At 60.4% G+C, this 22,129-nt stretch carries 18 protein-coding genes and 1 pseudogene; 18 read left to right on the forward strand and 1 reads right to left on the reverse strand.

What is annotated here, in order from left to right; all coding sequences use genetic code 11:
* The first annotated feature begins 250 nt into the window (after window positions 1-250).
* The 9 genes from AB7M23_RS14135 (at window position 251) to AB7M23_RS14175 (ending at window position 12,812) form a co-directional block, all read left to right on the forward strand.
* Entirely contained in the window at window positions 251-2,287 is a 2,037-nt protein-coding gene (locus AB7M23_RS14135; RefSeq protein ID WP_454241103.1) for a type VI secretion system Vgr family protein, read from the forward strand.
* A complete protein-coding gene (locus tag AB7M23_RS14140; protein WP_454241104.1) occupies window positions 2,284-3,132 on the forward strand; it encodes a DUF4123 domain-containing protein in 849 nt (282 codons plus the stop codon). Before AB7M23_RS14135 ends, AB7M23_RS14140 begins: the two co-directional genes overlap by 4 nt.
* Complete coding sequence (locus tag AB7M23_RS14145; RefSeq protein ID WP_454241105.1) at window positions 3,129-6,458, forward strand: toxin VasX; 3,330 nt, start codon at window positions 3,129-3,131, stop codon at window positions 6,456-6,458. Before AB7M23_RS14140 ends, AB7M23_RS14145 begins: the two co-directional genes overlap by 4 nt.
* Complete coding sequence (locus AB7M23_RS14150) at window positions 6,455-7,399, forward strand: hypothetical protein (protein ID WP_454241106.1); 945 nt, start codon at window positions 6,455-6,457, stop codon at window positions 7,397-7,399. The genes AB7M23_RS14145 and AB7M23_RS14150 overlap by 4 nt, the downstream gene beginning before the upstream one ends.
* Entirely contained in the window at window positions 7,392-8,348 is a 957-nt protein-coding gene (locus AB7M23_RS14155) for a hypothetical protein (RefSeq protein ID WP_454242175.1), read from the forward strand. The genes AB7M23_RS14150 and AB7M23_RS14155 overlap by 8 nt, the downstream gene beginning before the upstream one ends.
* The gene (locus AB7M23_RS14160; protein ID WP_454241107.1) at window positions 8,341-9,291 is read left to right on the forward strand and encodes a hypothetical protein; all 951 of its coding nucleotides are present in this window, start codon (window positions 8,341-8,343) and stop codon (window positions 9,289-9,291) included. Before AB7M23_RS14155 ends, AB7M23_RS14160 begins: the two co-directional genes overlap by 8 nt.
* Window positions 9,292-9,811: 520 nt before the next feature.
* Complete coding sequence (locus AB7M23_RS14165) at window positions 9,812-10,678, forward strand: hypothetical protein (protein WP_454241108.1); 867 nt, start codon at window positions 9,812-9,814, stop codon at window positions 10,676-10,678.
* A gap of 260 nt (window positions 10,679-10,938) precedes the next feature.
* Window positions 10,939-11,424 carry a histidine kinase gene (locus tag AB7M23_RS14170; protein WP_099776585.1) on the forward strand — a complete coding sequence of 162 codons (486 nt, stop codon included), beginning with the start codon at window positions 10,939-10,941 and terminating at the stop codon, window positions 11,422-11,424.
* Between the two features lie 77 nt (window positions 11,425-11,501).
* Window positions 11,502-12,812 carry an MFS transporter gene (locus AB7M23_RS14175; RefSeq protein ID WP_065761842.1) on the forward strand — a complete coding sequence of 437 codons (1,311 nt, stop codon included), beginning with the start codon at window positions 11,502-11,504 and terminating at the stop codon, window positions 12,810-12,812.
* A 67-nt stretch (window positions 12,813-12,879) separates the two neighbouring features.
* Here the strand turns inward: AB7M23_RS14175 and AB7M23_RS14180 are convergent.
* A pseudogene (locus AB7M23_RS14180) lies at window positions 12,880-14,545 on the reverse strand (electron transfer flavoprotein-ubiquinone oxidoreductase).
* A 554-nt stretch (window positions 14,546-15,099) separates the two neighbouring features.
* On the opposite strand from AB7M23_RS14180, the gene AB7M23_RS14185 reads away from it, so the two are divergent.
* The 9 genes from AB7M23_RS14185 (at window position 15,100) to AB7M23_RS14225 (ending at window position 22,129) form a co-directional block, all read left to right on the forward strand.
* Window positions 15,100-15,849 (forward strand): electron transfer flavoprotein subunit beta/FixA family protein, encoded by a 750-nt coding sequence (locus tag AB7M23_RS14185; RefSeq protein WP_099774007.1) that lies wholly within the window; start codon window positions 15,100-15,102, stop codon window positions 15,847-15,849.
* A complete protein-coding gene (locus tag AB7M23_RS14190) occupies window positions 15,850-16,779 on the forward strand; it encodes an electron transfer flavoprotein subunit alpha/FixB family protein (RefSeq protein WP_099774008.1) in 930 nt (309 codons plus the stop codon).
* A 134-nt stretch (window positions 16,780-16,913) separates the two neighbouring features.
* Window positions 16,914-17,720, forward strand: a complete 807-nt coding sequence (locus AB7M23_RS14195; protein ID WP_454241109.1) for a substrate-binding periplasmic protein — start codon at window positions 16,914-16,916, stop codon at window positions 17,718-17,720.
* 9 nt (window positions 17,721-17,729) lie between these two features.
* Entirely contained in the window at window positions 17,730-18,083 is a 354-nt protein-coding gene (locus AB7M23_RS14200) for a DUF4398 domain-containing protein (protein WP_454241110.1), read from the forward strand.
* Window positions 18,080-18,889, forward strand: coding sequence for an OmpA family protein (locus AB7M23_RS14205; RefSeq protein ID WP_065761904.1), 810 nt, complete (start codon window positions 18,080-18,082; stop codon window positions 18,887-18,889). Before AB7M23_RS14200 ends, AB7M23_RS14205 begins: the two co-directional genes overlap by 4 nt.
* 218 nt (window positions 18,890-19,107) lie before the next feature.
* Window positions 19,108-20,553, forward strand: coding sequence for an aminotransferase-like domain-containing protein (locus AB7M23_RS14210; protein WP_065761905.1), 1,446 nt, complete (start codon window positions 19,108-19,110; stop codon window positions 20,551-20,553).
* A gap of 66 nt (window positions 20,554-20,619) precedes the next feature.
* On the forward strand, window positions 20,620-21,108 hold the full coding sequence (locus AB7M23_RS14215; RefSeq protein ID WP_454242176.1) for a translation initiation factor 2: 489 nt from the start codon (window positions 20,620-20,622) through the stop codon (window positions 21,106-21,108).
* Between the two features lie 127 nt (window positions 21,109-21,235).
* Window positions 21,236-21,490, forward strand: a complete 255-nt coding sequence (locus AB7M23_RS14220; protein WP_454241111.1) for a YkgJ family cysteine cluster protein — start codon at window positions 21,236-21,238, stop codon at window positions 21,488-21,490.
* Between the two features lie 33 nt (window positions 21,491-21,523).
* The gene (locus AB7M23_RS14225; protein WP_102053748.1) at window positions 21,524-22,129 is read left to right on the forward strand and encodes an START domain-containing protein; all 606 of its coding nucleotides are present in this window, start codon (window positions 21,524-21,526) and stop codon (window positions 22,127-22,129) included.

Raw genomic sequence — 22,129 nt, forward strand, 5'->3', positions numbered from 1 at the left:
CGGTGCCAGTGAGCACGCTGCGTTTGCATCGTTGGCAAGCCAACTCCTACAGGTGTAGGAGCGGGCTTGCCCGCGATGGAATCGACTCGGTACCGTTGGCAAGCCTGCTTCCCACAAAAAGTGCACAAAATCACTCGATCCTCGAGTGCTTTTTACGGCCCTTTCGATCAATTTCGGAAGCGTCCTACATCCATCCCGTGGCTTGATTTGTTAGCGTCCGTGCCTCGCAGCAGCCACCGGGGGACCAGGGATGTTCTCAGCCGCCAATCACGCGCACTTCAGCCTGACGATCGATGACCTTCAGCACGACCTTCAGGTGCTGTCATTCACCGGCACGGAAGCCATCAGCACACCCTATGGCTTTGACGTGGCCTTGGTCAGCGAGCGCGCAGACCTTGAGCTTGAAACCTTGCTGCACAAGCAGGCTTTCCTGGCGTTCAACGCGCAGGGCGCCGGCATTCATGGGCAGGTTTACCGCGTTTCGCAGGGCGATGCGGGCAAGCGCCTGACCCGCTACAACCTGAGGCTGGTGCCGCAACTGGCCTACCTCGGGCTGCGCCGCAACCACCGGATTTTCCAGCAGCGCACGCTGGCGCAGATCATCGCCCAGGTGCTTGAGGAACACGGCATCCTCAGCGATGCCTACCAACTGCACCTGGAAAAGACCAGTACCCCACGGGAGTACTGCGTGCAGTACGGCGAGTCCGACCTGCACTTTCTGCAGCGCCTGTGTTTCGAGGAGGGCGTCAGTTATACCTTCCGGCACAGCCGCGCCGGGCACACGGTGGTGTTCAGTGACCACCAGACCTTTTTCCCCAAACTCGGCCAGCCCACCCCTTACCAACAGGACAGCGGCCTGGTGGCCGACGAGCCGGTAATCAGCCGTTTCAACCTGCGCGTGGAAGCGCGCACCCGGCGTACGTTCTGGCGCGACTACGACTTCGAGAAATCCAGTTTCGTGCTCGAGGCCGAGCGTCAGGCCGATACGACCTACCCGGAGCCGAACCCGGAGGATTACACCTACCCCGGTGGTTTTCTGCAGGGCGAGGAGGGCAAGCAACTCAGCCAGCGCGCCCTGGAACGCCACCGGGCCGAGCACCGAGTAGCGGAGGGCCGAAGCGACCAGCCGAGCCTGGTGACGGGCCATCTGCTGGAGCTGTCCGGCCACCCGTGCCAGGCCTGGAACGACCTGTGGCTGCTGACTGAAATTCAGCATCAAGGCAAGCAACCGCAAGTGCTGGAGGAGAGCATGACTGCCGACTGCGCGGCGGCGGATGACGGCTTCTCGCAGGGCTATCGCAACCACTTTACCGCCACCCCCTGGGACGTGTTCTACCGTCCGCAGCAGGCGTACCACAAGCCCCGTGTACTGGGCAGCCAGACGGCCCGGGTTACCGGCCCGAAAGGCGAAGAGGTCTATTGCGACGCCTATGGCCGGGTCAAGGTGCAGTTCCACTGGGACCGCGAGGGCCAGCACAACGACCAGAGCAGTTGCTGGCTGCGGGTCGCCTCGGGCTGGGCCGGCAATGGCCACGGCAGCGTCAGCATTCCACGGGTGGGCATGGAGGTATTGGTGGTCTTTTTGGAGGGCGACCCGGACCGTCCGCTGGTCAGCGGTTGCCTACCCAATAGCCTCAACCCGGTGCCCCATGCCTTGCCGGCGAACAAGACCCGCAGCGTGTTTCGCAGCCGCAGCACACCGGGTGGTGGTGGCTACAACGAACTGCATGTGGAGGACCGCAAAGGCCACGAACTGATCTACCTGCGCGCTCAGCGAGACCTGGAGCAGAAGGTCGAGCGTGACAGCCGGCTGGAGGTGGGCGGTGAGTACTCGGCCCGGGTCACGAGCAACAGCATCACGGTACTGGAGGCGGAGGAGCACCACACGGTCAAGGCGGATCGCAAGGTGCAGCTCAAGGCCAATGAGTACCTGGAGGTGGAGGCCAGCAGCCACACTCGGGTTGGGCAGACGCTGGCGACAGAGGCAGGGCAGGAGGTGCACCTCAAGGCGGGCGCAATGATGGTCCTCGACGCAGGGGTAAGCCTTACGCTGAAAGCCGGTGGCCAGCACATCGTGATTGGCGCGGGCGGCATCTTCAGCAGCAGCGAGATTCAAGTGGGCGGCGCGCCAGTGACGGGCACGGCGGTGGCTTTGGCACAGGCGGAGCAGGTAGAGGCATTGGTGGCCATGGCATTGGATTCACAGCAGCAGGCGCTGCAGCGAGCGGCGCAAAAAACGGCGGGTGTCTGTGCCATATGCCAGAAACTGGCGGCGCTCAAAGCATGAGCGGCGCTTACCTGTTGCTCGACAGCCTGCAGATTCAGCACCTGCCTACACGCCTCGCACAGCTGGCGCCTGATGCCCCGATGCACCTGTTGTACCTGAACACGGCGTATGCCGACCTGATCGACTGCAGCCCGATACTGATCCCGGTTGTGCCGGACAGCGACCTGGCGCGCACCTTTGCCATGACCTGGCGAGCCAGTGCCGGCCTCTGGCTGGAAACCGACGTGGATGAGTATGAACTGCTCGAACACCTGCGCAGCCTGGTACATGTACAGCTCGATGGCGGGTGCAGCGCGTTCTTTCGCTACGTCGACCCGCGTATCGCTCGCTTGTGGCTAACGGGCCTGACGCCTGCCGCCCGTGATCGGGTAATGGGGCCGATCCGCTGTGTTCAACTGCCTGAGGCCGATGGCAGCGAATTACGGATTACCCAGCAAAACCCCGAACAACCCAGTGCCCGTTACGCCAGCACACCCTGGCTTCACCTGAGCAGCGAGCAACTGGCACATATCGTTCAAGCCCAGCGGGAGGGCTTCGATCATCGGCTTGTCGAGCACGGCCTGCGCCATTTCCCCGACTGCTTCGAGGGCCTGGATGAGCCGGCTCGGCGTCAGTGGGCAATGGCCTGCCGCCGCAGTGCCGAGCGCCAGGGGTTCAGCGCGGAAGACGAGGTGATGCGCTGGGTCGCGCTTTACGCCCGATTTGGCGAGGCATTTCCCGATGGCCCGGAGCACGGTGTGTACCGAAAGCGCCTGAAGGAGCCAGGCCTGCTGCCTGAACAGCGCTTGAGCAACTTGCTGACTGAACTGCCCCAACACCCCCTCAACAAGGAGCGCATGGAATGAGCGCCGAAAAGAAAGCCTATGTCTGCCAGTTGGCCGAAGCCGACCGTGCCGCCAGGGCTCATCCCCATGTCGACATCAACAGCCCCGTCGAGCTTTGCCAAGCCTCGCAGCCCGAGATCTTCGTCGTCCCGGTGCGCTACGCCTTGGCCGAGGAGTGGGCCGGCCACCCGTGCTGTGATCCTGGGGTTGTGCCGCAAAGCCATGCCATGGCGGCGCGCCGGCTGCGTTGCGGTTACCTCTACCTGTGGCACCACGAAGGCCCGCTCAAGCGCTACGCGGTGGCCGACAACGGCCTGCTGCTGGAACAGGCACTCCACGACGCGCCTGGCCGTGTGGCCAGCGGCACCCGTGTCGGCCTGGCGCTGGATAAACACCACGACGCCTGGATGAGCTTTACCGAACACCCCATCGGGCCTGAACAGTGTGCCCGGCTGAGTGAACGCAAGGTGCGCGACCGGCACATGCGTCACGTGGACTTGCGCCAGGTGGCCGACACCCTGCAGGCGCCGCATTGCCCGCCCTGGGAACACGCCGACCAGGTGCTCGCCGAGCTACTGCCCGAGAGTTACCTGCGGGCATTGGCCATTGAGCATCAGCGCAAGGAGTACGCACAGCACGCCGAAATCCTCGGTGATCAGATGATCGCGGACCCCACACCGGCCAGCATCAAGGCCTACACCGATGCCATGTACCACAACCAGGAGCGGGCCAAGGCGGCGGAGCAGTACGCCGAAGTGAGCGCCGACACCCCGCCCACCGGTGAATGGAGCGCCGAGCGCTGGGACGCCTTGCAGGTCAAGGACTGGCTGGCGACCATCCACGCCCAGGCCCGGGCCCTGTACCGCGTATTTGCCTGCCTGGACGATGAGTTGGGCGTGCTGCGCGACATCAACCATGAGCAGGAGCAGGTGCAAACCCGCCATGAGCAGTGGACCCAGGACAACACCCTGCGCTTGAGCGTGGGGGGCTTTGTTCGCAGCCTGATCACCGAGGATGCCGCGGAAGTGGCGGGCCGGCTGCGTTACGTTTACCACAAGAGCAACGACAGCGGCCCGGGCCGGGAAATCGAGTTCAGCACCGAGCAGGGCGACATTCTGCTCAAGGCTCACCGGCGCCTCGACGAGTTGCTCAAGGAAGAACAACTGATCGAACAACAACGCGGGCACACCTACAGCTCCCGGCAGGCGGATGAAAAACTCTGGGCGCTGCGCGAGCAAATCGCCGAGGCCACCGCCCCGGTTCGTGCTTTCATTCCGATTGACCTGTACAACGAAGTCGAAACCCTGGTTAGCCAGTACCGCGCTGAAAAAGTCACCCACCTCACGGAGCGGGCGGGCGCCCGGGTCGAGGAATACATCGACCTGCCGGCCCTGAACACCTGGCTCGACCACACCGCACCGGCCCACTACGCGCAGGTCAACGAGCGCCATGCGCTGCTGTATGCCGACCGTGACCTGTATTTAAAGCGTCACCACCGTGCGACCTGGTGGGTCGATTATGACGACAGCGGCACTCGCGCCTGGCTCGACCGCCTGGCCACCGCCTGCCTCAGTGCCCAGTGCCTGCACGATAAAGGCGCCGAGCAATACGCCGACTATGTGCGCAGCCCCGACCCCGGTGTGCTGCGCCAGCTGTTCTTCGCCTGGAGCCCAAGCCTGGAAGCGGCGCTGAACAGCGCCACGCGCCACAGCGAGATCCTCGGCGCCCTGGCCCAGGAAAACCGCGGCAACGCCTATGAAGCCCTGGCCAAGGCCCTGGCGCCGCTGAGCCGGGCGGTCCTGGATGATATCGGTGCGCGGGCCAGTACCCCCCATGGCGAATGGAACACCCTGGTCAAACGCCTCGGCGCGGCCTTGCTGCGGCTCAGGGGCGAGGAAGCCATGGCCCTGAGCCCGACCTGGAACAGCCTGCTGGTGGCGATCAAACTGGGCACGGGGGCCGGGGCGCGCTGGGGCATCGAAGCTGGCAAACCGGTACTGCGCCTGTTTGGTGACTCGGCCGAGGAACTGTGGCGCTGGGCCCAGTCGACCGGGCGGGCCATTAGCCTGGGGCAACCGGCGGGCATCTTCAACAGCAAGGTGGTGCAAAACAGCGGCGGCTTGATCGCCCTGATGGTGCTCCTGCTCAACAGCTGGAATGCCAATAGCTACCTGAGCCAGGCCAGTGCGCTGGAGGGGATGGACAATCAGCGGATCAACGACACGATTTCCGCGACGCTGTATGCCGGGGCGGCGTTGACGGCGGTGGTGGATATGCAGATTCGGAAGGGGTTGGGGGTTAAGGAGTTCAACCTGCGCTTATCAGCTGCGCCGACGCTGACGCTATTTGGTGGTGTTATTGGTGGGTTGTCTGCAACTGCTGCACTCAAAGAGTTCAAGTCGCTGCAAATCCAGTTGGAAAATTCCCAAGGTTCTGTAGATCCATGGCTGGATATGCGCCACTCCGTTGTCGGGGCTCAAGTGGCGGCTTTTGGCGCGCAGGCTCTACTGGGTATTACTTACACCGCGCGGGCCATTTTTGGCATCATGACCGTCGATGCCGCAATTGCAGGTTTTTCACTCTGGATGGGGCCGGTCACGATCCTGATCGCCGGGCTGGGCGTGCTGTACCTGATCGCCTGGTTTTTCCAGCAAAAGCCCTTGCAGACTTTTCTCGCCAACTGCTGCTGGTCCAAACAACGGGCGCGCTACCTGGGGCCCGTTTCGCCCGAGGCGCAGCAGCAGGAACTTGCCCAGCTGTACCGCCTCCTGTATGCGCCGAAGGTCAGTGTTGAGGTGCTCAACACGCTGACCTATTCAGCTCATCCCTACATTAAACGCAGCCTGTCGGTCATCAGAAGCCTGACCCTCGACCTGCCGGGTGCGGAACCCCACAGTACCTACCTGGCGCTGGCCATGATCGGTGACCCGGTCGATCGCGATACCTGGGATATGCAACTGGAGATGAATCCGCTCAGCACAGCGGCACCGCCGCGCTTATGGTGCGATGTCGGTAAATACTGGCTGGCGGAAAGCCGGTGTAGTTGGATACCCCACAAGGAGGGGCAAGGCCTGCGTTTGTGTGGTGAGTTTCGCCTGTCGAACAACCTCAGTTCGCACCCCGCCAACGTTTCACTGCGCGTGTACTACCGGACACCACTGATCTCGCTGCTCGGCGAGGGCGCCTTTGTCGGCGGCGAACGGGGCATGGCCTTTACCATCACCCACAAAGATGGCCTCATCGCCCTGCGTGACGATCCTACTCCCGGTTTGGACAGTGCCCGGCATTACCTGTTGAGTGACCAGCAGCAATGCTCGCGCTACCTGCAGCCGACGTGGCGAAAATGAGCAGACCTGCAGCTGGTAAGACCAGGAAGCGCTTGTTCTCACAACGTGACTACCTGGCCCCCCTGCCGATCCCGACCGGTGAACAGCCGGCGGATGTGCTCAACACCATCTGGCGCAAGAATGAGGTGTATCTCGATATTGGGAGCTACAGCATTGGGTCAGGGGTCATGGTGTTGTGGCCGCTTGTGATGATGTTTCTAGCCCTCGCTTACTTTTTGAATGATGCAGATATTTTTTGGCTTGGCGTCTGTATCACAGGTATTCCGCTGCTCATCTTGATTCAAAGCCTATTCCGCCCAGTCCCCTTGCCATTGCGTTTCAATCGCCAGCGTCGCGAAGTCTGCGTCCCTCGCGAAGACGGTGAGTACTGGATTGTGCCGTGGGAGTCGGTGACCGCAGCAGCCGTCCAGCATTCGACCGTCAGCCAAGGGGGCCGAATGGAAATGGGGCTGTTATTCATCGGCTTTGACAACCCCGATCCAAATGCACAGGAAGGCAACCAGCATTTCAGCCTGGGTTTCAACTGCGGCGGTGGTACCACGGCGATGGCCTTGTGGGAGTGCATGCGCAGTTACATGGAGGTCGGGCCGCAGGCGGTTGTTGACCGTACCGCTCGGTTTCATCGCCCCAAGGGCATCCTGGCAACATATATCGACGACTGTTTTGAGGCCGCAAAGCGCAAGGGCTGGTTCTTGACGCTGCTGTGGGAAGGTTTTTTCGGCCTGTTTATTTTCAACACACTGCTGATTGATGTGTTGGAACGCTGGAAGCTCTCTCCACCCCCCGACCTGCCGTACCCCGAAATCAGCGAATGGTCAAAACCCCTGCCACCCGAACAGTGGGCCAAGCCCTCACCTGAGCTGGAAGCGGCCATTGCTGAGCGTGAGGCGGAGCTGGCGGCGAAGTTGGCATCTGCGTCGAGCCGGGAACGGCATGAGTAGACCTGCAGCCGGTACAACCCAAAAACGCTTGTTCTCACAACGTGACTACTTGGCGCCCCTGCCGATCCCGACGGGTGAACCACCGGCGGATGTGCTCAACACCATCTGGCGCAAGAATGAGGTGTTTCTCGATATTGGGAGCTACAGCATAGGGGCGGGGGTGATGGTGTTGTGGCCGCTTGTGATGATGTTTCTGATTATGGGGTATTACTCTTGGGATGATGACCTCTGGTACATCTTCGCTATCGGAGCAGGACTCATCGTTGGTGTTCCATCATTTGTTTTGATCCAAAGCCTGTTCCGCCCAGTCCCCTTGCCGTTGCGTTTCAATCGCCAGCGTCGCGAGGTCTGCGTCCCTCGCGAAGACGGTGAGTACTGGATTGTGCCGTGGGAATCGGTGACCGCAGCAGCCGTGCAGCATTCGACCGTCAGCCAAGGGGGCCGAATGGAAATGGGGTTGTTATTCATCGGCTTTGATAACCCCGATCCCGATGCACAGGAAGGCAACCAGCACTTCAGCCTGGGTTTCAACTGTGGCGGCGGTACCACGGCAATGGCCTTGTGGGAGTGCATGCGCAGTTATATGGAAGTCGGGCCGCACGCCGTTGTTGACCGTACCGCTCGGTTTCATCGCCCCAAGGGCATCCTGGCAACATACATCGACGACTGTTTTGAGGCCGCACAGCGCAAGGGCTGGTTTTTGACGTTGCTGTGGGAAGGTTTTTTCGGCCTGTTTATTTTCAACACACTGCTGATTGATGTGTTGGAACGCTGGAAGCTCTCACCACCCCCCGACCTGCCTTACCCCGAAATCAGCGAATGGTCAAAACCCTTGCCGCCCGAACAGTGGGCCAAGCGCTCACCTGAGCTGGAGGCGGCCATCGCTGAGCGTGAGGCGGAGCTGGCGGCGAAGTCGACGCCTGTCTTGAGCCGGGGAAATGATGAGTAGACCCGCAGCCGGTACGACCAAAAAACGCCTGTTCTCACAACGTGACTACCTGGTGCCCCTGCCGATCCCGACCGGTGAACAGCCGGCGGATGTGCTCAACACCATCTGGCGCAAGAATGAGGTGTTTCTCGATATTGGGAGCTACAGCATTGGATCAGGGGTGATGGTCATATGGCCCCTTGCGATGATGTTTCTGATTATGGGGTATTACTCTTGGGATGATGACCTCTGGTACATCTTCGCTATCGGAGCAGGACTCATCGTTGGTGTTCCATCATTTATTTTGATCCAAAGCCTATTCCGCCCAGTCCCCTTGCCCTTGCGCTTCAACCGCCAGCGTCGCGAGGTCTGCGTCCCTCGCGAAGACGGCGAGTACTGGATTGTGCCGTGGGAATCGGTGACCGCAGCAGCCGTCCAGCATTCGACCGTCAGCCAAGGGGGCCGAATGGAAATGGGGCTGTTATTCATCGGCTTTGACAACCCCGATCCCGATGCACAGGAAGGCAACCTGCATTTCAGCCTGGGTTTTAACTGTGGCGGCGGTACCACGGCGATGGCCTTGTGGGAGTGCATGCGCAGTTACATGGAGGTCGGGCCGCAGGCGCTACCTGAAGCCAACGACTTTGCAGGTGCCCGCGCAAGGCTTAAAGGGCGAAACGTCTTCTGGGGCGAATGTTGCAATTACATGGACGGCATTCGCGAGTACGCCGTCACTGGGCGCATGCACAAGGCACTATGGCTGGTGTTTGCCCTGTTCGTGTTCGGCGCGCCGTTGGCCTTCATGCTGCAAACCTGGAAGCTCTCTCCACCCCCCGACCTGCCGTACCCCGAAATCAGCGAATGGTCAAAACCCCTGCCTCCCGAACAGTGGGCCAAGCGCTCACCTGAGCTGGAAGCAGCCATCGCTGAGCGTGAGGCTGAGCTGGCGGCAGCGGCCTTGTAACAACTTTCGGAAGCGTCCTACATCCCTCCAGAAGGCCATCTGCTAGCGTTCGAACCCTTCGTATTCGAGGCGCTACGGCAGGCGCGAGCATGTCGTTTACTGCTACTGCAAAAAGGACAGGGACTGTTTGCAACCACCCATCACGTGCGATTCGGTCAGGCCTTCAGTCGCCTGGGCACGGCTTTCAGGTGTTGACCTCTAGCGCGGCAGTCGGGGCGCAAAAATACGGGCGTGAGTGAAGTACGGCCAGAAAAGCCAGGTGAGGGATCAAGTGTTTTTTGCCGGAGGGATTGCTTTGGATGATGGGGTCAAGCACAGCGCAGCCGAGTGGGATGACAACCCATTGCTTCAGCGCTTGCCACGCCTTCGTGCGGCGATGGTGCGGTTGGGGCTTGTGTGTCTGGATCGCGAGTGGCGAGGCCAGGAGGCCGCGTATCGGTTCCGGTGCAGTCGCAACCACGTGTTCAGCAGGGCGCTTCTGGTCATTTCGAGCCCGCGGTCAGGAGGGTGTCGGGTGTGTGTGGCACAGGATCGTGATCGGCGCTTGTTTGCCCGGGCCGAATGCGCGGGTGTGACCTGCCTGGAGTCGGCGTGGCTGGGCATTGATGCAATGCACCGCTTTCGTTGCCCGCAGGGGCATGAATGGCGCCGCAAGGGGTCTCACGTGCTGCGCAGTGCCAATTGCCCGACCTGCGGGCACGAGAAACACAGCCAGCGCATGCGCCGCAAGGATGGTCTGCTCAGGTTGCAGCAGGTAGCTGCTTCGCACGGTGGAGTCTGCCTGGCCGAGGTCTACGCGGGTGGGCATCAGGCCTACGCGTTCCGTTGCGCCCAGGGGCATGTGTGGGCGTCGGTGGGTAATGAAGTGTTGAGGCGCACCTGGTGTCCGGAATGTGCCCGGCTGCGCAAGGTGGTCGAGTATCGTCTACGGGATGGCCTGGCGCGGTTGCAGCGCAAGGCGGCAGAGCGGGGCGGCGTTTGCCTGGCCGATCGCTATGAGGGGTCCGCTGCCCGCTACCTCATGCGTTGCGCAAAGGGGCACGAGTGGCGTGCGACGGGTAAGCGGCTTCTTCGCGGAACCTGGTGCACGTTGTGCGTCCATGATGCCAAGCGCTTGAGCATTCGTGATGCTCAGCGGGAGGCGCAGGCGCGTGGCGGGCAATGCCTGTCCACGACGTACGTCAACAACAGTACCAAGCTTCATTGGCTGTGTGATCGCGGGCATAGCTGGCATGCCCCGCTGGCAACCATCAGGGCCAGGCACTGGTGCCCGGAGTGTGCATGCATGTCGAGGATCAGCAGTCGCAAATCCAAGGCTCGATCACGCTATGTCGAGGCGTCGGCGTCCGTTGCCGATGAGTGGCTATTTGCCGCTTCCCAGGAGTAGCGCCCGATCTTCGCTGCTTTCATGCCCAGGCAGTCTTCAGGCCGTAATCGTCTAACGCAGTATCGGTTGTCGCTCGTCCAACGGGGTGGAGGATGCCTCGACTGGGTATCGGGCGGTGTCGACTTGATTTCCTCGGGTTTCCCGACTTCTATCAATACAGACCCATCATTTGGCGATGTGCTCGCCATAGCCAGCCATTGAACACCGGCGCTGTAATGGTCAAGGAGTTGTCACTCAGTCCTCAACCTTGGTCGTTGATGATGCCAAACAAAGCACTGCGAATCCTGATTGCCGATGAACACCCCACGCAACTTCTGCAATTGGAGAAGATGCTCAATGGCATGGGCTATTACCGGATCGCGCCTGTGCGCACCTTCGAAGAGTTGCAGCACCTGGTGCAGAATGCGTTGCAGCCCTTCAACCTGTTGATCGGCAATATAGACCTGGCAAGCCATGCGGGGGTTGATCTGGAGCGCTTTTGCCGTGTTCATGCGCAGATCCAGCACGCCTTGCTCTATGAATCGCAGCATTTGAAAATTCCCGCTGTGCCCGCCGGGAAGCGCCAGGCGGTGAGCGTGAGGCTGCCGAGGGTGCCAGACAACGAGTCGCTGGAGGCGTTCATGGCGATCATCGACGCCCCGATGGTGATCGCACGTCTGCCGGGCCCTGGAGGCAGTGCCAGCGTGCCCAAGCATACCGGGCGTGGCTCCAGCCTGGGACCGACGGTCTTTTCCCGGCAATCCTGAAACTGTTTTTGCTATCCTCTTGCGCCTGCCCCGCGCGCCAGGATGCGCGTCGACTGTTTCTCGACCACGGACCTGCCATGACTGCCTCCCACCCTGTGAGCCCGCTGCGGCTGTCGCGTAGCGACCACAAGACCCTCAGCCTGGCCGCCCTTGGCGGCGCGCTGGAGATCTACGATTTCATCATTTTCGTGTTCTTCACCCTGACCCTGAGCCAGCTGTTTTTCCCGCCGCAGATGCCAGAGTGGCTACGCCTGCTGCAAAGTTTCGGCATCTTTGTCACCGGTTATCTGGCTCGTCCATTGGGCGGCATTCTGATGGCGCACTTTGCCGACCATCTGGGGCGCAAGAAGGTGTTCAGCCTGAGCATCTTGATGATGGCGCTGCCCTGCCTGCTCATCGGTGTGATGCCTACCTATGCCGAGATTGGCTACTTCGCGCCCCTGCTGCTGTTGGCCTTGCGCATCTTCCAGGGGGCTGCGGTCGGCGGTGAGGTGCCCAGTGCCTGGGTGTTCGTCGCTGAGCATGCGCCACCCGGGCGCCGTGGCTATGCCCTCGGCTTTTTGCAGGCGGGGTTGACCTTTGGCTACCTGCTGGGCGCTCTGACCGCAACGGCGCTGGCGCAGCTGTTCAGCCCCCAGGAAATACTCGATTACGCCTGGCGCCTGCCGTTCCTGCTCGGTGGTGTGTTTGGGGTGATCGGCGTGTGGCTACGTCGTTGGCTGAGTGAAACGCCGGTGTTCCTGGCCCTGCGCGAGCGCCGTGAACAGCCAGTGGCGTTCCCCTTGCGTACGGTATTGCGTGAGCATCGCCAGGCGCTGGTTCCGGCGGTGCTGCTCACCTGCGTGCTGACCTCGGCAGTGGTGGTGCTGGTGGTCATCACCCCAACGGTGATGCAGCAACGGTTTGGCATGACGGCCGGCCATACCTTTGCCCTGAGCAGCATCGGGATTGTCTTTCTGAATATTGGCTGCGTACTGGCTGGCCTTTTGGTTGATCGGATCGGTGCCTGGCGCGCCTTGACGATCTACAGCCTATTACTGCCGCTGGGCATCGCCGGTTTGTATGCCAGCCTGATCGGTGGCTGGAGCTGGCCCGGGTTAGCCTACGCCTTGGCGGGCTTGAGCTGTGGCGTGGTCGGCGTCGTGCCTTCGGTGATGGTCAGCTTGTTCCCGGCTCAGATTCGCGTGTCGGGCATTTCCTTCACCTACAACATCGCCTATGCCCTGTGGGCCAGTGTCACGCCGCTGATGTTGATCGCCTTGATGCCTTGGAGCCCTTGGGTCTGTGCCGGTTTTGCACTGGTCATGGGTACGGTCGGTGCCGCCGCGGCGGTGTATTTTGGCGCCAGAAACGATGGGGTGTTTGCCGACGAGGCGTTGCAGTGTTAAGCGGGCAATGAGCAACAAAAAAGCCCCCTCGACCTGAACGGTGAGGGGGCTTTTTTAGGCGTGCGGCTTACATGTTCGGGTAAGTCGGCCCGCCAGCACCTTCCGGTGCGACCCAGGTAATGTTCTGCGAAGGGTCCTTGATGTCACAGGTCTTGCAGTGTACGCAGTTCTGGGCGTTGATCTGGAAGCGCTTGTTGCCGTCTTCCTGGGTGACCACCTCGTAAACGCCGGCAGGGCAGTAGCGTTGAGCGGGCTCATCGTACAGCGGCAGGTTGGTCTTGATCGGGATGTTCGCGTCCGCCAGTTTCAGGTGGCACGGTTGCTCTTCTTCATGGTTGGTGCTGGAGAGGAACACCGAACTCAGTTTGTCGAAGCTGAGTTTGCCGTCTGGTTTCGGGTAGTCGATCCTGGTCGAGTCGGCGGCCAGCTTGAGGCAGGCGTAGTCCGGTTTGGTGTCGTGCAGGGTGAACGGCAGCTTGCCGCCGAACCAGTTCTGGTCGACATAGTTGAAGGCGGCGCCCAGCAGCGGGCCGAACTTGTGCATGGCCGGGCCGAAGTTGCGGCTGGCGAACAGTTCTTCATAGAGCCAGCTGGCCTTGAACGCATCGACGTAGGAGGTCAGCTCATCGCCGCCTTCCTTGCCTGCCAGCAGTGCTTCGGCCACGGCGTCGGCGGCGAGCATGCCGGACTTCATCGCGGTGTGGCTGCCCTTGATCTTGGCAACGTTCATGGTGCCCAGGTCGCAGCCGATCAGTGCGCCACCCTTGAAAACCATTTTCGGCAGCGAGTTCAGGCCGCCCTTGGCCAGGGCGCGGGCGCCGTAGCTGATGCGCTTGCCGCCTTCGAGGTACTGCTTGAGTACCGGGTGATGTTTCAGGCGCTGGAACTCGTCGAACGGCGACAGGTAGGCGTTGCCATAGGACAGGTCGACGATCAGGCCAACCACCACCTGATTGTTTTCCAGGTGATAGAGGAAGGAGCCGCCGGTGTTTTCGGTCGCCATGATGTCCAGCGGCCAGCCAGCGGTGTGAACTACCAGGCCTTGTTGGTGCTTGGCCGGGTCGATTTCCCAGATTTCCTTCAGGCCGATGCCGTAGTGCTGCACGTCGGCTTCGCTGTCCAGGTTGAAACGCTTGATCAGTTGCTTGCCGATATGGCCACGGCAGCCTTCGGCGAACAGGGTGTATTTGCCGCGCAGTTCCATGCCCGGGGTGTACAGGCCTTCTTTCGGGTTGCCTTCGCGGTCGACGCCCAGGTCGCGCGGTGATGATGCCGCGAACCACGCCATTTTCGTCGAACAGCGCTTCCTGGGCGGCAAAGCCCGGGTAGATTTCTACGCCCAGGTTCTCGGCCTGCTGCGCCAGCCAGCGGCACAGGTTGCCCAGCGAGATGATGTAGTTGCCTTCGTTGTGCATGGTTTTCGGCACAAACAGGTCAGGTACCTTGACCGCGCTGTCAGCGTTCTTCAGCACGTAGATGTCGTCGCGCTTGACCGGCGTGTTCAGTGGGGCGCCCAGTTCTTTCCAGTCTGGGAACAGCTCGTTCAGTGCGCGCGGTTCGAATACGGCGCCGGAGAGGATGTGTGCGCCGACCTCGGAGCCTTTCTCGACCACGCAGACGCTGATTTCGCTACCGGCTTCGGCGGCCTTCTGCTTCAGTCGGCAGGCGGCGGACAGGCCTGCCGGGCCAGCGCCGACGATGACCACGTCGAATTCCATGTATTCGCGTTCCACAGGTTCTCTCCTACTCAAGGCTCATCGTTTTTTCTTTATTGGCGGGTGCCAGGCGGTCACCGATCAGGCGTAAGGGGCGATGCCTTCGCTGTAGCTCGGGCGATGACGGACTACACCGCTTTCTCTTGGCCGCGCATTATATCTACACCACTTGCGCGGTCCAATACAAACGTTTGTTTGAATTTGCCGCAGGCCAGTAAAATCAAAGAGGCGCGGCTTGAAGCTGGCCGGTTTGCCGTATTGACCGGATTGGGTGTTACGGTCAAGATACGAGCGGTTTTACGCTCGCCGTAGGCTGATCGTAGGATGCAGGAGCACCCCTAAAACCTGGCAAAAAGCAGGGCAGTTAAGCCAAAACCCGCTTTGTAGTGGAGTTTACACGCCACGACACAGAATGACCCACGGGTTTTGCTATTAAAAGGTCAAAAAAGGACTGATCAGTCAGTTCCGCTTGGCCTGCCCGAAATCGTTTTTAGAGGTGCCCTTGTACCCACGCGCAATCGCCGGGCCCGCCCCAGGCGACATTCTTTTCACCGGAGAGTAACGAGGAATCCATGAAGGTTCTTGTAGCTGTCAAACGAGTGGTCGACTATAACGTCAAGGTTCGCGTCAAGGCGGACAACTCCGGCGTCGACCTTGCTAACGTCAAGATGTCCATGAACCCCTTCTGCGAGATCGCTGTGGAAGAGGCCGTACGCCTGAAGGAAAAAGGCGTGGCGACCGAGATCGTCGTCGTTACCATCGGTCCGAGCACTGCTCAGGAACAACTGCGTACGGCGCTGGCGCTGGGCGCCGACCGTGCCATCCTGGTCGAGTCCGCTGAAGAGCTCAATTCCCTGGCCGTGGCCAAACTGCTCAAGGCGGTTGTCGACAAGGAGCAGCCACAGTTGGTGATCCTTGGCAAACAGGCCATCGACAGTGACAACAACCAGACCGGCCAGATGCTGGCAGCGTTGAGCGGTTTCGCTCAGGGCACCTTCGCTTCCAAGGTTGAAGTTGCCGGTGACAAGGTCAACGTCACCCGTGAAGTCGACGGCGGCCTGCAGACCGTTGCGCTGAACCTGCCAGCCATCGTTACCACCGACCTGCGCCTGAACGAGCCACGCTACGCTTCCTTGCCCAATATCATGAAGGCCAAGAAGAAGCCGCTGGAAACCGTTACCCCGGACGCCCTGGGCGTTTCCACCGCTTCCACCACCAAGACCCTGAAAGTCGAAGCGCCTGCTGCACGCAGCGCGGGTATCAAGGTCAAGTCGGTTGCTGAACTGGTCGAGAAACTGAAGAACGAGGCGAAGGTAATCTAAATGACTATCCTGGTTATCGCTGAACACGAAAACGGTGCCGTTGCCCCGGCCACCCTGAACACTGTTGCCGCTGCTGCGAAAATCGGTGGTGATATTCACGTACTGGTTGCTGGCCAGGGCGTTGGCGCCGTAGCGCAGGCCGCTGCGAACATCGCTGGCGTCAGCAAGGTGCTGGTCGCCGACAACGCTGCCTACGCGCACCAGTTGCCAGAGAACGTTGCGCCGCTGGTTGCCGAGATCGGCAAGGCCTACAGCCACGTGCTGGCACCTGCTACCTCCAACGGCAAGAACATCCTGCCGCGGGTTGCCGCACTGCTGGACGTTGACCAGATCTCCGAGATCATCTCGGTTGAGTCGGCCGACACCTTCAAGCGTCCGATCTACGCAGGCAACGCCATTGCCACCGTGCAGTCGAGCGCTGCGGTCAAGGTCATCACCGTGCGTGCTACCGGCTTTGACGCCGTTGCTGCAGAAGGCGGTTCGGCGGCTGTCGAAGCGGTTGCCGCTGCCCACGATGCCGGCAAGTCGGCGTTTGTCGGTGAAGAGCTGGCCAAGTCCGATCGTCCTGAGCTGACCGCTGCCAAGATCGTCGTTTCCGGCGGCCGTGGCATGCAGAACGGTGACAACTTCAAGCACCTGTATGCGCTGGCCGACAAGCTGGGCGCTGCGGTCGGTGCTTCCCGTGCCGCAGTCGACGCCGGTTTCGTGCCCAACGACATGCAGGTCGGCCAGACCGGCAAGATCGTTGCGCCACAGCTGTACATCGCTGTCGGTATCTCCGGTGCCATCCAGCACCTGGCGGGTATGAAAGATTCCAAGGTGATCGTTGCGATCAACAAGGACGAGGAAGCGCCGATCTTCCAAGTGGCCGACTATGGCCTGGTGGCGGATTTGTTCGAAGCCATCCCAGAGCTGGAGAAGCTGGTTTAATCCAGCGGCTTCACTTATAAAGAGCCCGGTTGTTGCGTGCTGGACAGGTTATCCTGCCCAGCCCGCGATAACCGGGCTTTTCATTTTTCGGCGGGTGCAGTCAAGGAGAGGGTGGCATGGGGTGGTTTGGCCGGATGAGTGCAGTCACTGCGCTGAGTGTTGCGTTGATGCCGACATGGGCGCTCGCAGTCGGCAAGTGTGAGCGCCTGGTTGCCACCGGTAGTCCGGATGCACCTCCGTACCTGTGGCAAGACCCACAAGACCCACGGCACCTTATCGGTGCCAGTGCCGATCTGCTCAAGCAGGTGGCGGATGAGCTGGGCCTGAAGATCGAGATTTTGAGTGCCGGCAAGCGCAGTCAGGCGCTTGAGGAAGTGCGTAGCGGCCGGATGGATATCCTCGTGGATGCGCCGCTGACGGTCGCCGAGCTCACCTCGATGGACTTTATCCATCCTCCGTTGCTGCAAAACGAATACCTGGTCTGGACGCGCCATGATGCGTCGTTGGCTTATGAAAGCCTGGCAGATTTGGCGCTGCACCCTGGAGCGATTTCGCAGAAGGCGCGCCTGACCCCAACCTTTGAGGCGTTTACCAAGACACACTTGAAGCTGGAGGTTGTGGAAAATCTGACGCAGGCGTTTCAGAAACTCTTGCTGGGTCAGGTGGACTACGTGCTGGCAGGGCGTTATGCCGGCATGGCCATGGCGCAGACATTGGGCATGGGCAAGGACCTGACGGCGCGTGATGTGCCGGTCGACCGCCCGGGGCTCTATTTGGCTATATCGCATAACTCAGCGTGTAACGATGCCTGGTTGCGCGGACAGCTGGCAAAAAAACTGACAGAATTGCCGGTTTCTGGTGTAACCCAGGCTGTACTGCAACGCAATGTCGAGCGCTGGAAAGCGCAATTGCAGCAACCGCTCGATGCCCCCAAACCGTAGGAAGATTGTGTGAGAACTCGACCGCTATTCGCGGCCTTGGCCATCATGGCCCTGGCCGGTTGCGCCGCCGACCCGGCACCCCATGAGCAACTTCGTTTGTCCGAGCAGGCGCTGGAGCAGGCCAAGGCCGTTGGCGCCACTGACGAGGTGGCAGAACTCAAGCTTGCCGAAGCCAAGCTGGCGCGGGCGCGGGTCAATATGTCCAACGAGTCCTTTCGTGACGCGCGGGTTCGTGCCGAGCAGGCCGAGCTTGATGCGCGTTTGGCTGAAGCACGCGTGTTGACCGCCAAGAGTGAAGAACAGCTCAAGGTGCTGCAGTCGCGTGTTGATCGTCTACGTAAACAGTTGGGGGAGCAGCAGTGAGTTCGATCAAGCCTTTGGTGGCGCTGCTGGTGTTGGGAGCCGTTGGCCTGCAGGGGTGCGCCAGTCAGCGCAGTGAAGCGTCGCTTGAGCAGGCTGCAGCCAGCTTTCAACAGGTCAAGAATGACTCCAGCGTGTTGCGCAGTGCGCCGCGTGATGTGATTCGTGCCGGTGAGTCGCTGGGGCGCGCAGAGCGTCTGTCGAGTTATTGGGGGAGCGGCGCGGACGTGCGCCATTACGCTTATCTGAGCCAGCGTTACAGTGAAATCGCGCGTGAGCACACGAACCTGGTGCTCAATCAGGAGCGCCAGGCCAAGCTGGAACTAGAGCGCCAGCGTTTGCAACTGGCCTTGCGCGAGGCCAAATTGGCCAGTGTTCAGCAGCAAGGTAAATGGCTGGAGGCGCAGATTGTCAGCCTGGCGACCATGCAGAGCGATCGTGGCTTGGTAATGACGCTGGGGGATGTGCTGTTCGATACCGGGCGCGCCGACCTGAAGAACTCCGCCAATCGTACGGTGCTCAAACTGGTGCAGTTCCTTCAGCTCAACCCCAAGCGTACGGTACGTATCGAGGGTTATACCGACAGCACGGGCACCCCTGAGGACAACCTGAAGCTGTCGCGAGATCGCGCTCAGTCGGTTGCCGATATGCTGATTGATCTGGGTGTGGACGAAAAGCGCATTCAGGTCGAGGGTTATGGCGACCAGTACCCGGTTGAGGCTAATGCCTCGGAGCGGGGCAGGGCGCAGAATCGACGGGTCGAGATCGTGTTTTCCGATGAGCAGGGGCGTCTCGGCGCTGAGCGCTGAAGCTGAGCGCTATGCACAAAGCCCGGTGGCGATTACGTCATCGGGTTTTTTTTCGGCAGCGGTTGATGGGCCAGGGCGCACGTTACAGGTGCTGTCACGCAACTGTATTGTTGACTATTCTGTAATCTGTGCCAGTACACTTCGCAACTGTTACGGTATTCTCTTGCCAGAGAGTTCGCCTAAAAATAACGAGATCGTCCGCGTGCCGAGAGTTCACCATGACCAACCTGTTGCTCTACCAGCGTATTGCCCAGCAACTGGCGGAGGATATCCGTCGGGGTGTCTATCAGCCGGGTGAGCGGGTGCCGTCGGTGCGCAAGATGAGCGCGCAGCTCAATGTCAGTCATGCGACGGTGCTTCAGGCGTATGCCAATCTTGAAGACCAGGGTTTGATCCGGGCGCGTCCGCAGTCAGGTTATTACGTTCACCAGACGCCGGCGCTGACGGCGCCGACACCGGATATCGCCAGGGTCGAGCGGCCGGGGTTGGTTACCCGTAGCAGCATTATTCAGCAGGTTCTGGTAGAGGCACGCCGTGATGGGGTATTTCCGCTTGGTGCGGCAGTACCCCATGTCGATTACCTGCCGGTGCGGGCATTGCACCAGCAGTTGGCCAAGGTTACCCGCTTCCATAGCCCGCGGGCCTTTAGCTACATGTTCAGCCCGGGTTTTGAGCCGCTGCGCAGGCAGATCGCCATTCGCATGCGCGATGCGGGTGTGGTGGTCGATCCCTCCGAAGTCGTTGTCACGCATGGCTGTGTCGATGCCTTGCAGATGAGTCTGCGGGTGTTGACCCGTCCTGGTGATCTGATCGCTGCCGAGTCGCCTACTTACTATGGGTTGCTGCAGTTGGCTGATCTATTGGGGCTGAAGGTCATCGAAATTCCCAGTGACCCATCTACCGGTATCAGTCTGGAGGCGCTGCAGTTGGCCGCCAACCAGTGGTCGATCAAGGCGCTGGTACTGACTGCGCGTTTGAGCAATCCATTGGGTGGGACCATTCCTGAGGACCGCCAGAAACAATTGCTGCGGCTATCCTCGGACTTCGATATACAGATCATCGAAGATGACATTTATGGCGAACTGATGTTCGAGCAGGGGCGTACCAAGGCACTCAAGGCGTTTGATCGACTGGGGCGGGTTATCTACTGTTCGAGCTTTTCCAAGACGCTGTCGCCCGGTGTGCGGATTGGCTGGATGATTGCCGGCAAGTACCAGGACGAAATCCAGCGCCTGCAAACCTTCACTACCCATTCAGCTTGCAGCGTGACGCAGATGGGTGTTGCTGCGTATCTGGAAAATGGCGGGTATGATCGGCACTTGCGTTTTATCCGTCATGAGTATCGCAAGAACCTCAGTGCCTATCAGTTGGCTGTGCAGCAGTACTTTCCCGAAGGTACCCAGATGACGCGGCCTACCGGTGGCTTCATCCTTTGGGTTAGCCTGCCGGGGCGGGTCAATACCCAGGAGCTGCATGTGCGGGCACTCCAGCAGGGCATCAGTATTGCACCAGGGCTGATTTTCAGTAATACCGAGCAGTTCAACCATTGCATTCGTTTGAACTGCGGGATTCCCTGGAATCGTGAGTCGGAGCGGGCGCTGATGACCCTGGGGATGCTGGCCACTCAGCTTTGCCAGGAGTCGGGTAGCAGTAGTTTCTTCTAGGGATGGGTTTGTCAGTTTTCAGGGAACGCAGAGCATTATCCTTTTTTCGAGTGTCCGTTGTTGCCTATGAAAGCCTTGTGTTGTGCCGGTTTGTTGTTGATGTCGATGGCCGGTTCTCTGGTTCCGGTGCATGCCTGGGCGAGGGCGGACGCAGTCGCGGAATCGTCGCATCCGACGGGCGCTGCCAAGGTGGCGAGCAAGCCTGTCGCAAAAGAGGCTGTGCCGCATGCCAAGGCGGGCTCTGCGTCCACTCAGAAATCTTCGGGCAAGACCACCAAGCGCAAGCATGCGGATGTCATTGCGGCGCCATTGCCCACGCCTCGATTGGACCTTAGCCTGCCTTTGAGTATGGTTGGCGAGCTGCAACCGGGCAGCGCAAGCGAAGCTCAGTTGCATCGCCCGCTGTTGCCGGCCATGTTTGGTGAGAAACCCAAGGAAGAAAGCCCGTTTCAGCTCAATGGTCGTCTGCTCAGCAACGAAATGCAGTTGCAGCTGCGCAACGACAGCCGTCAGGATGTCGAAGGTGCGGCCATCGAATTCGAGTTCAAGCAGTAAGCTCGGGCCTGACTGGTTGGTCTGTTTTCGTCCTGTGATATTTCATCCTGCCGGTAATTTCAAACGACCGTTTTAGCGGTTACTATCCCGACGTGTTCATCCATTTTGATTCCGAGGTACTGCCGTCATGAAGTGTCGTGAAGGCTGTGGCGCCTGCTGCATTGCTCCGTCCATCAGTTCGCCGATACCAGGAATGCCCAATGGCAAGCCTGCTGGCGAGCGCTGTATCCATCTGTCTGTCGTCAACCTGTGTGGATTGTTCGGTAAGCCCGAGCGCCCAGTTGTGTGCTCGGCGTTCATGGCGGACGTGGAGGTGTGTGGCGGTGATCGCGATGAGGCGATCAGGATCCTGGGGTGGCTGGAGCAGATGACAGCAGCTTGAATACGTAGATCTTCGACAATAAGGAACAAGAGCATGGGATCGTTTAAGCGGATGGCGTTGGTGTGTGCTGTAGGTGCGTTGCTGGCGCCTCTGGCGCAGGCGGAAAGTTGGCAGGTGGCAAAGGATGAGCAGGGCATCAAGGTGTCCCTGAGTGAAGTGGCGGGGTCCAAATACAAGGCTTACCGTGGGGTGACCTTGATCAAGGCCAATGTCGCCAAGCTGCGTGCGTTGCACGAAGATGTGGTCGGGGCCTGCGCCTGGATACATGAATGCAAGGTGCAGAAGTTGCTCAAGCGGGAGGGTAACCAGACCTGGACCTACACCCAGTTCAATACGCCTTGGCCGGTGACGCCGCGTGATTCAATTCTCAAGGTAACCACCGAAGATGCGGCGGATGGCAGTGTTGTGCGCAAGCTGGAAGGTTTGCCCAGCTATTTGCCTGAAGAAAAAGGCTTTGTGCGGGTGGCTCAGGTCGAGGGCTTCTGGAAGTTCGAGCCTAAGGGTGACAGCACCGAAGTCACCTATCAGGTGCACACCGAGCCGGGTGGTAGCGTGCCGTCCTGGTTGGCGAACAGTTTTGTCGTAGAGGCACCGTTCAACACGCTGAAGGCATTGAAAGAGAAAGCCGAGAAGCCCTGA

It is taken from the genome of Pseudomonas sp. HLS-6 TE3448 (assembly GCF_053629555.1).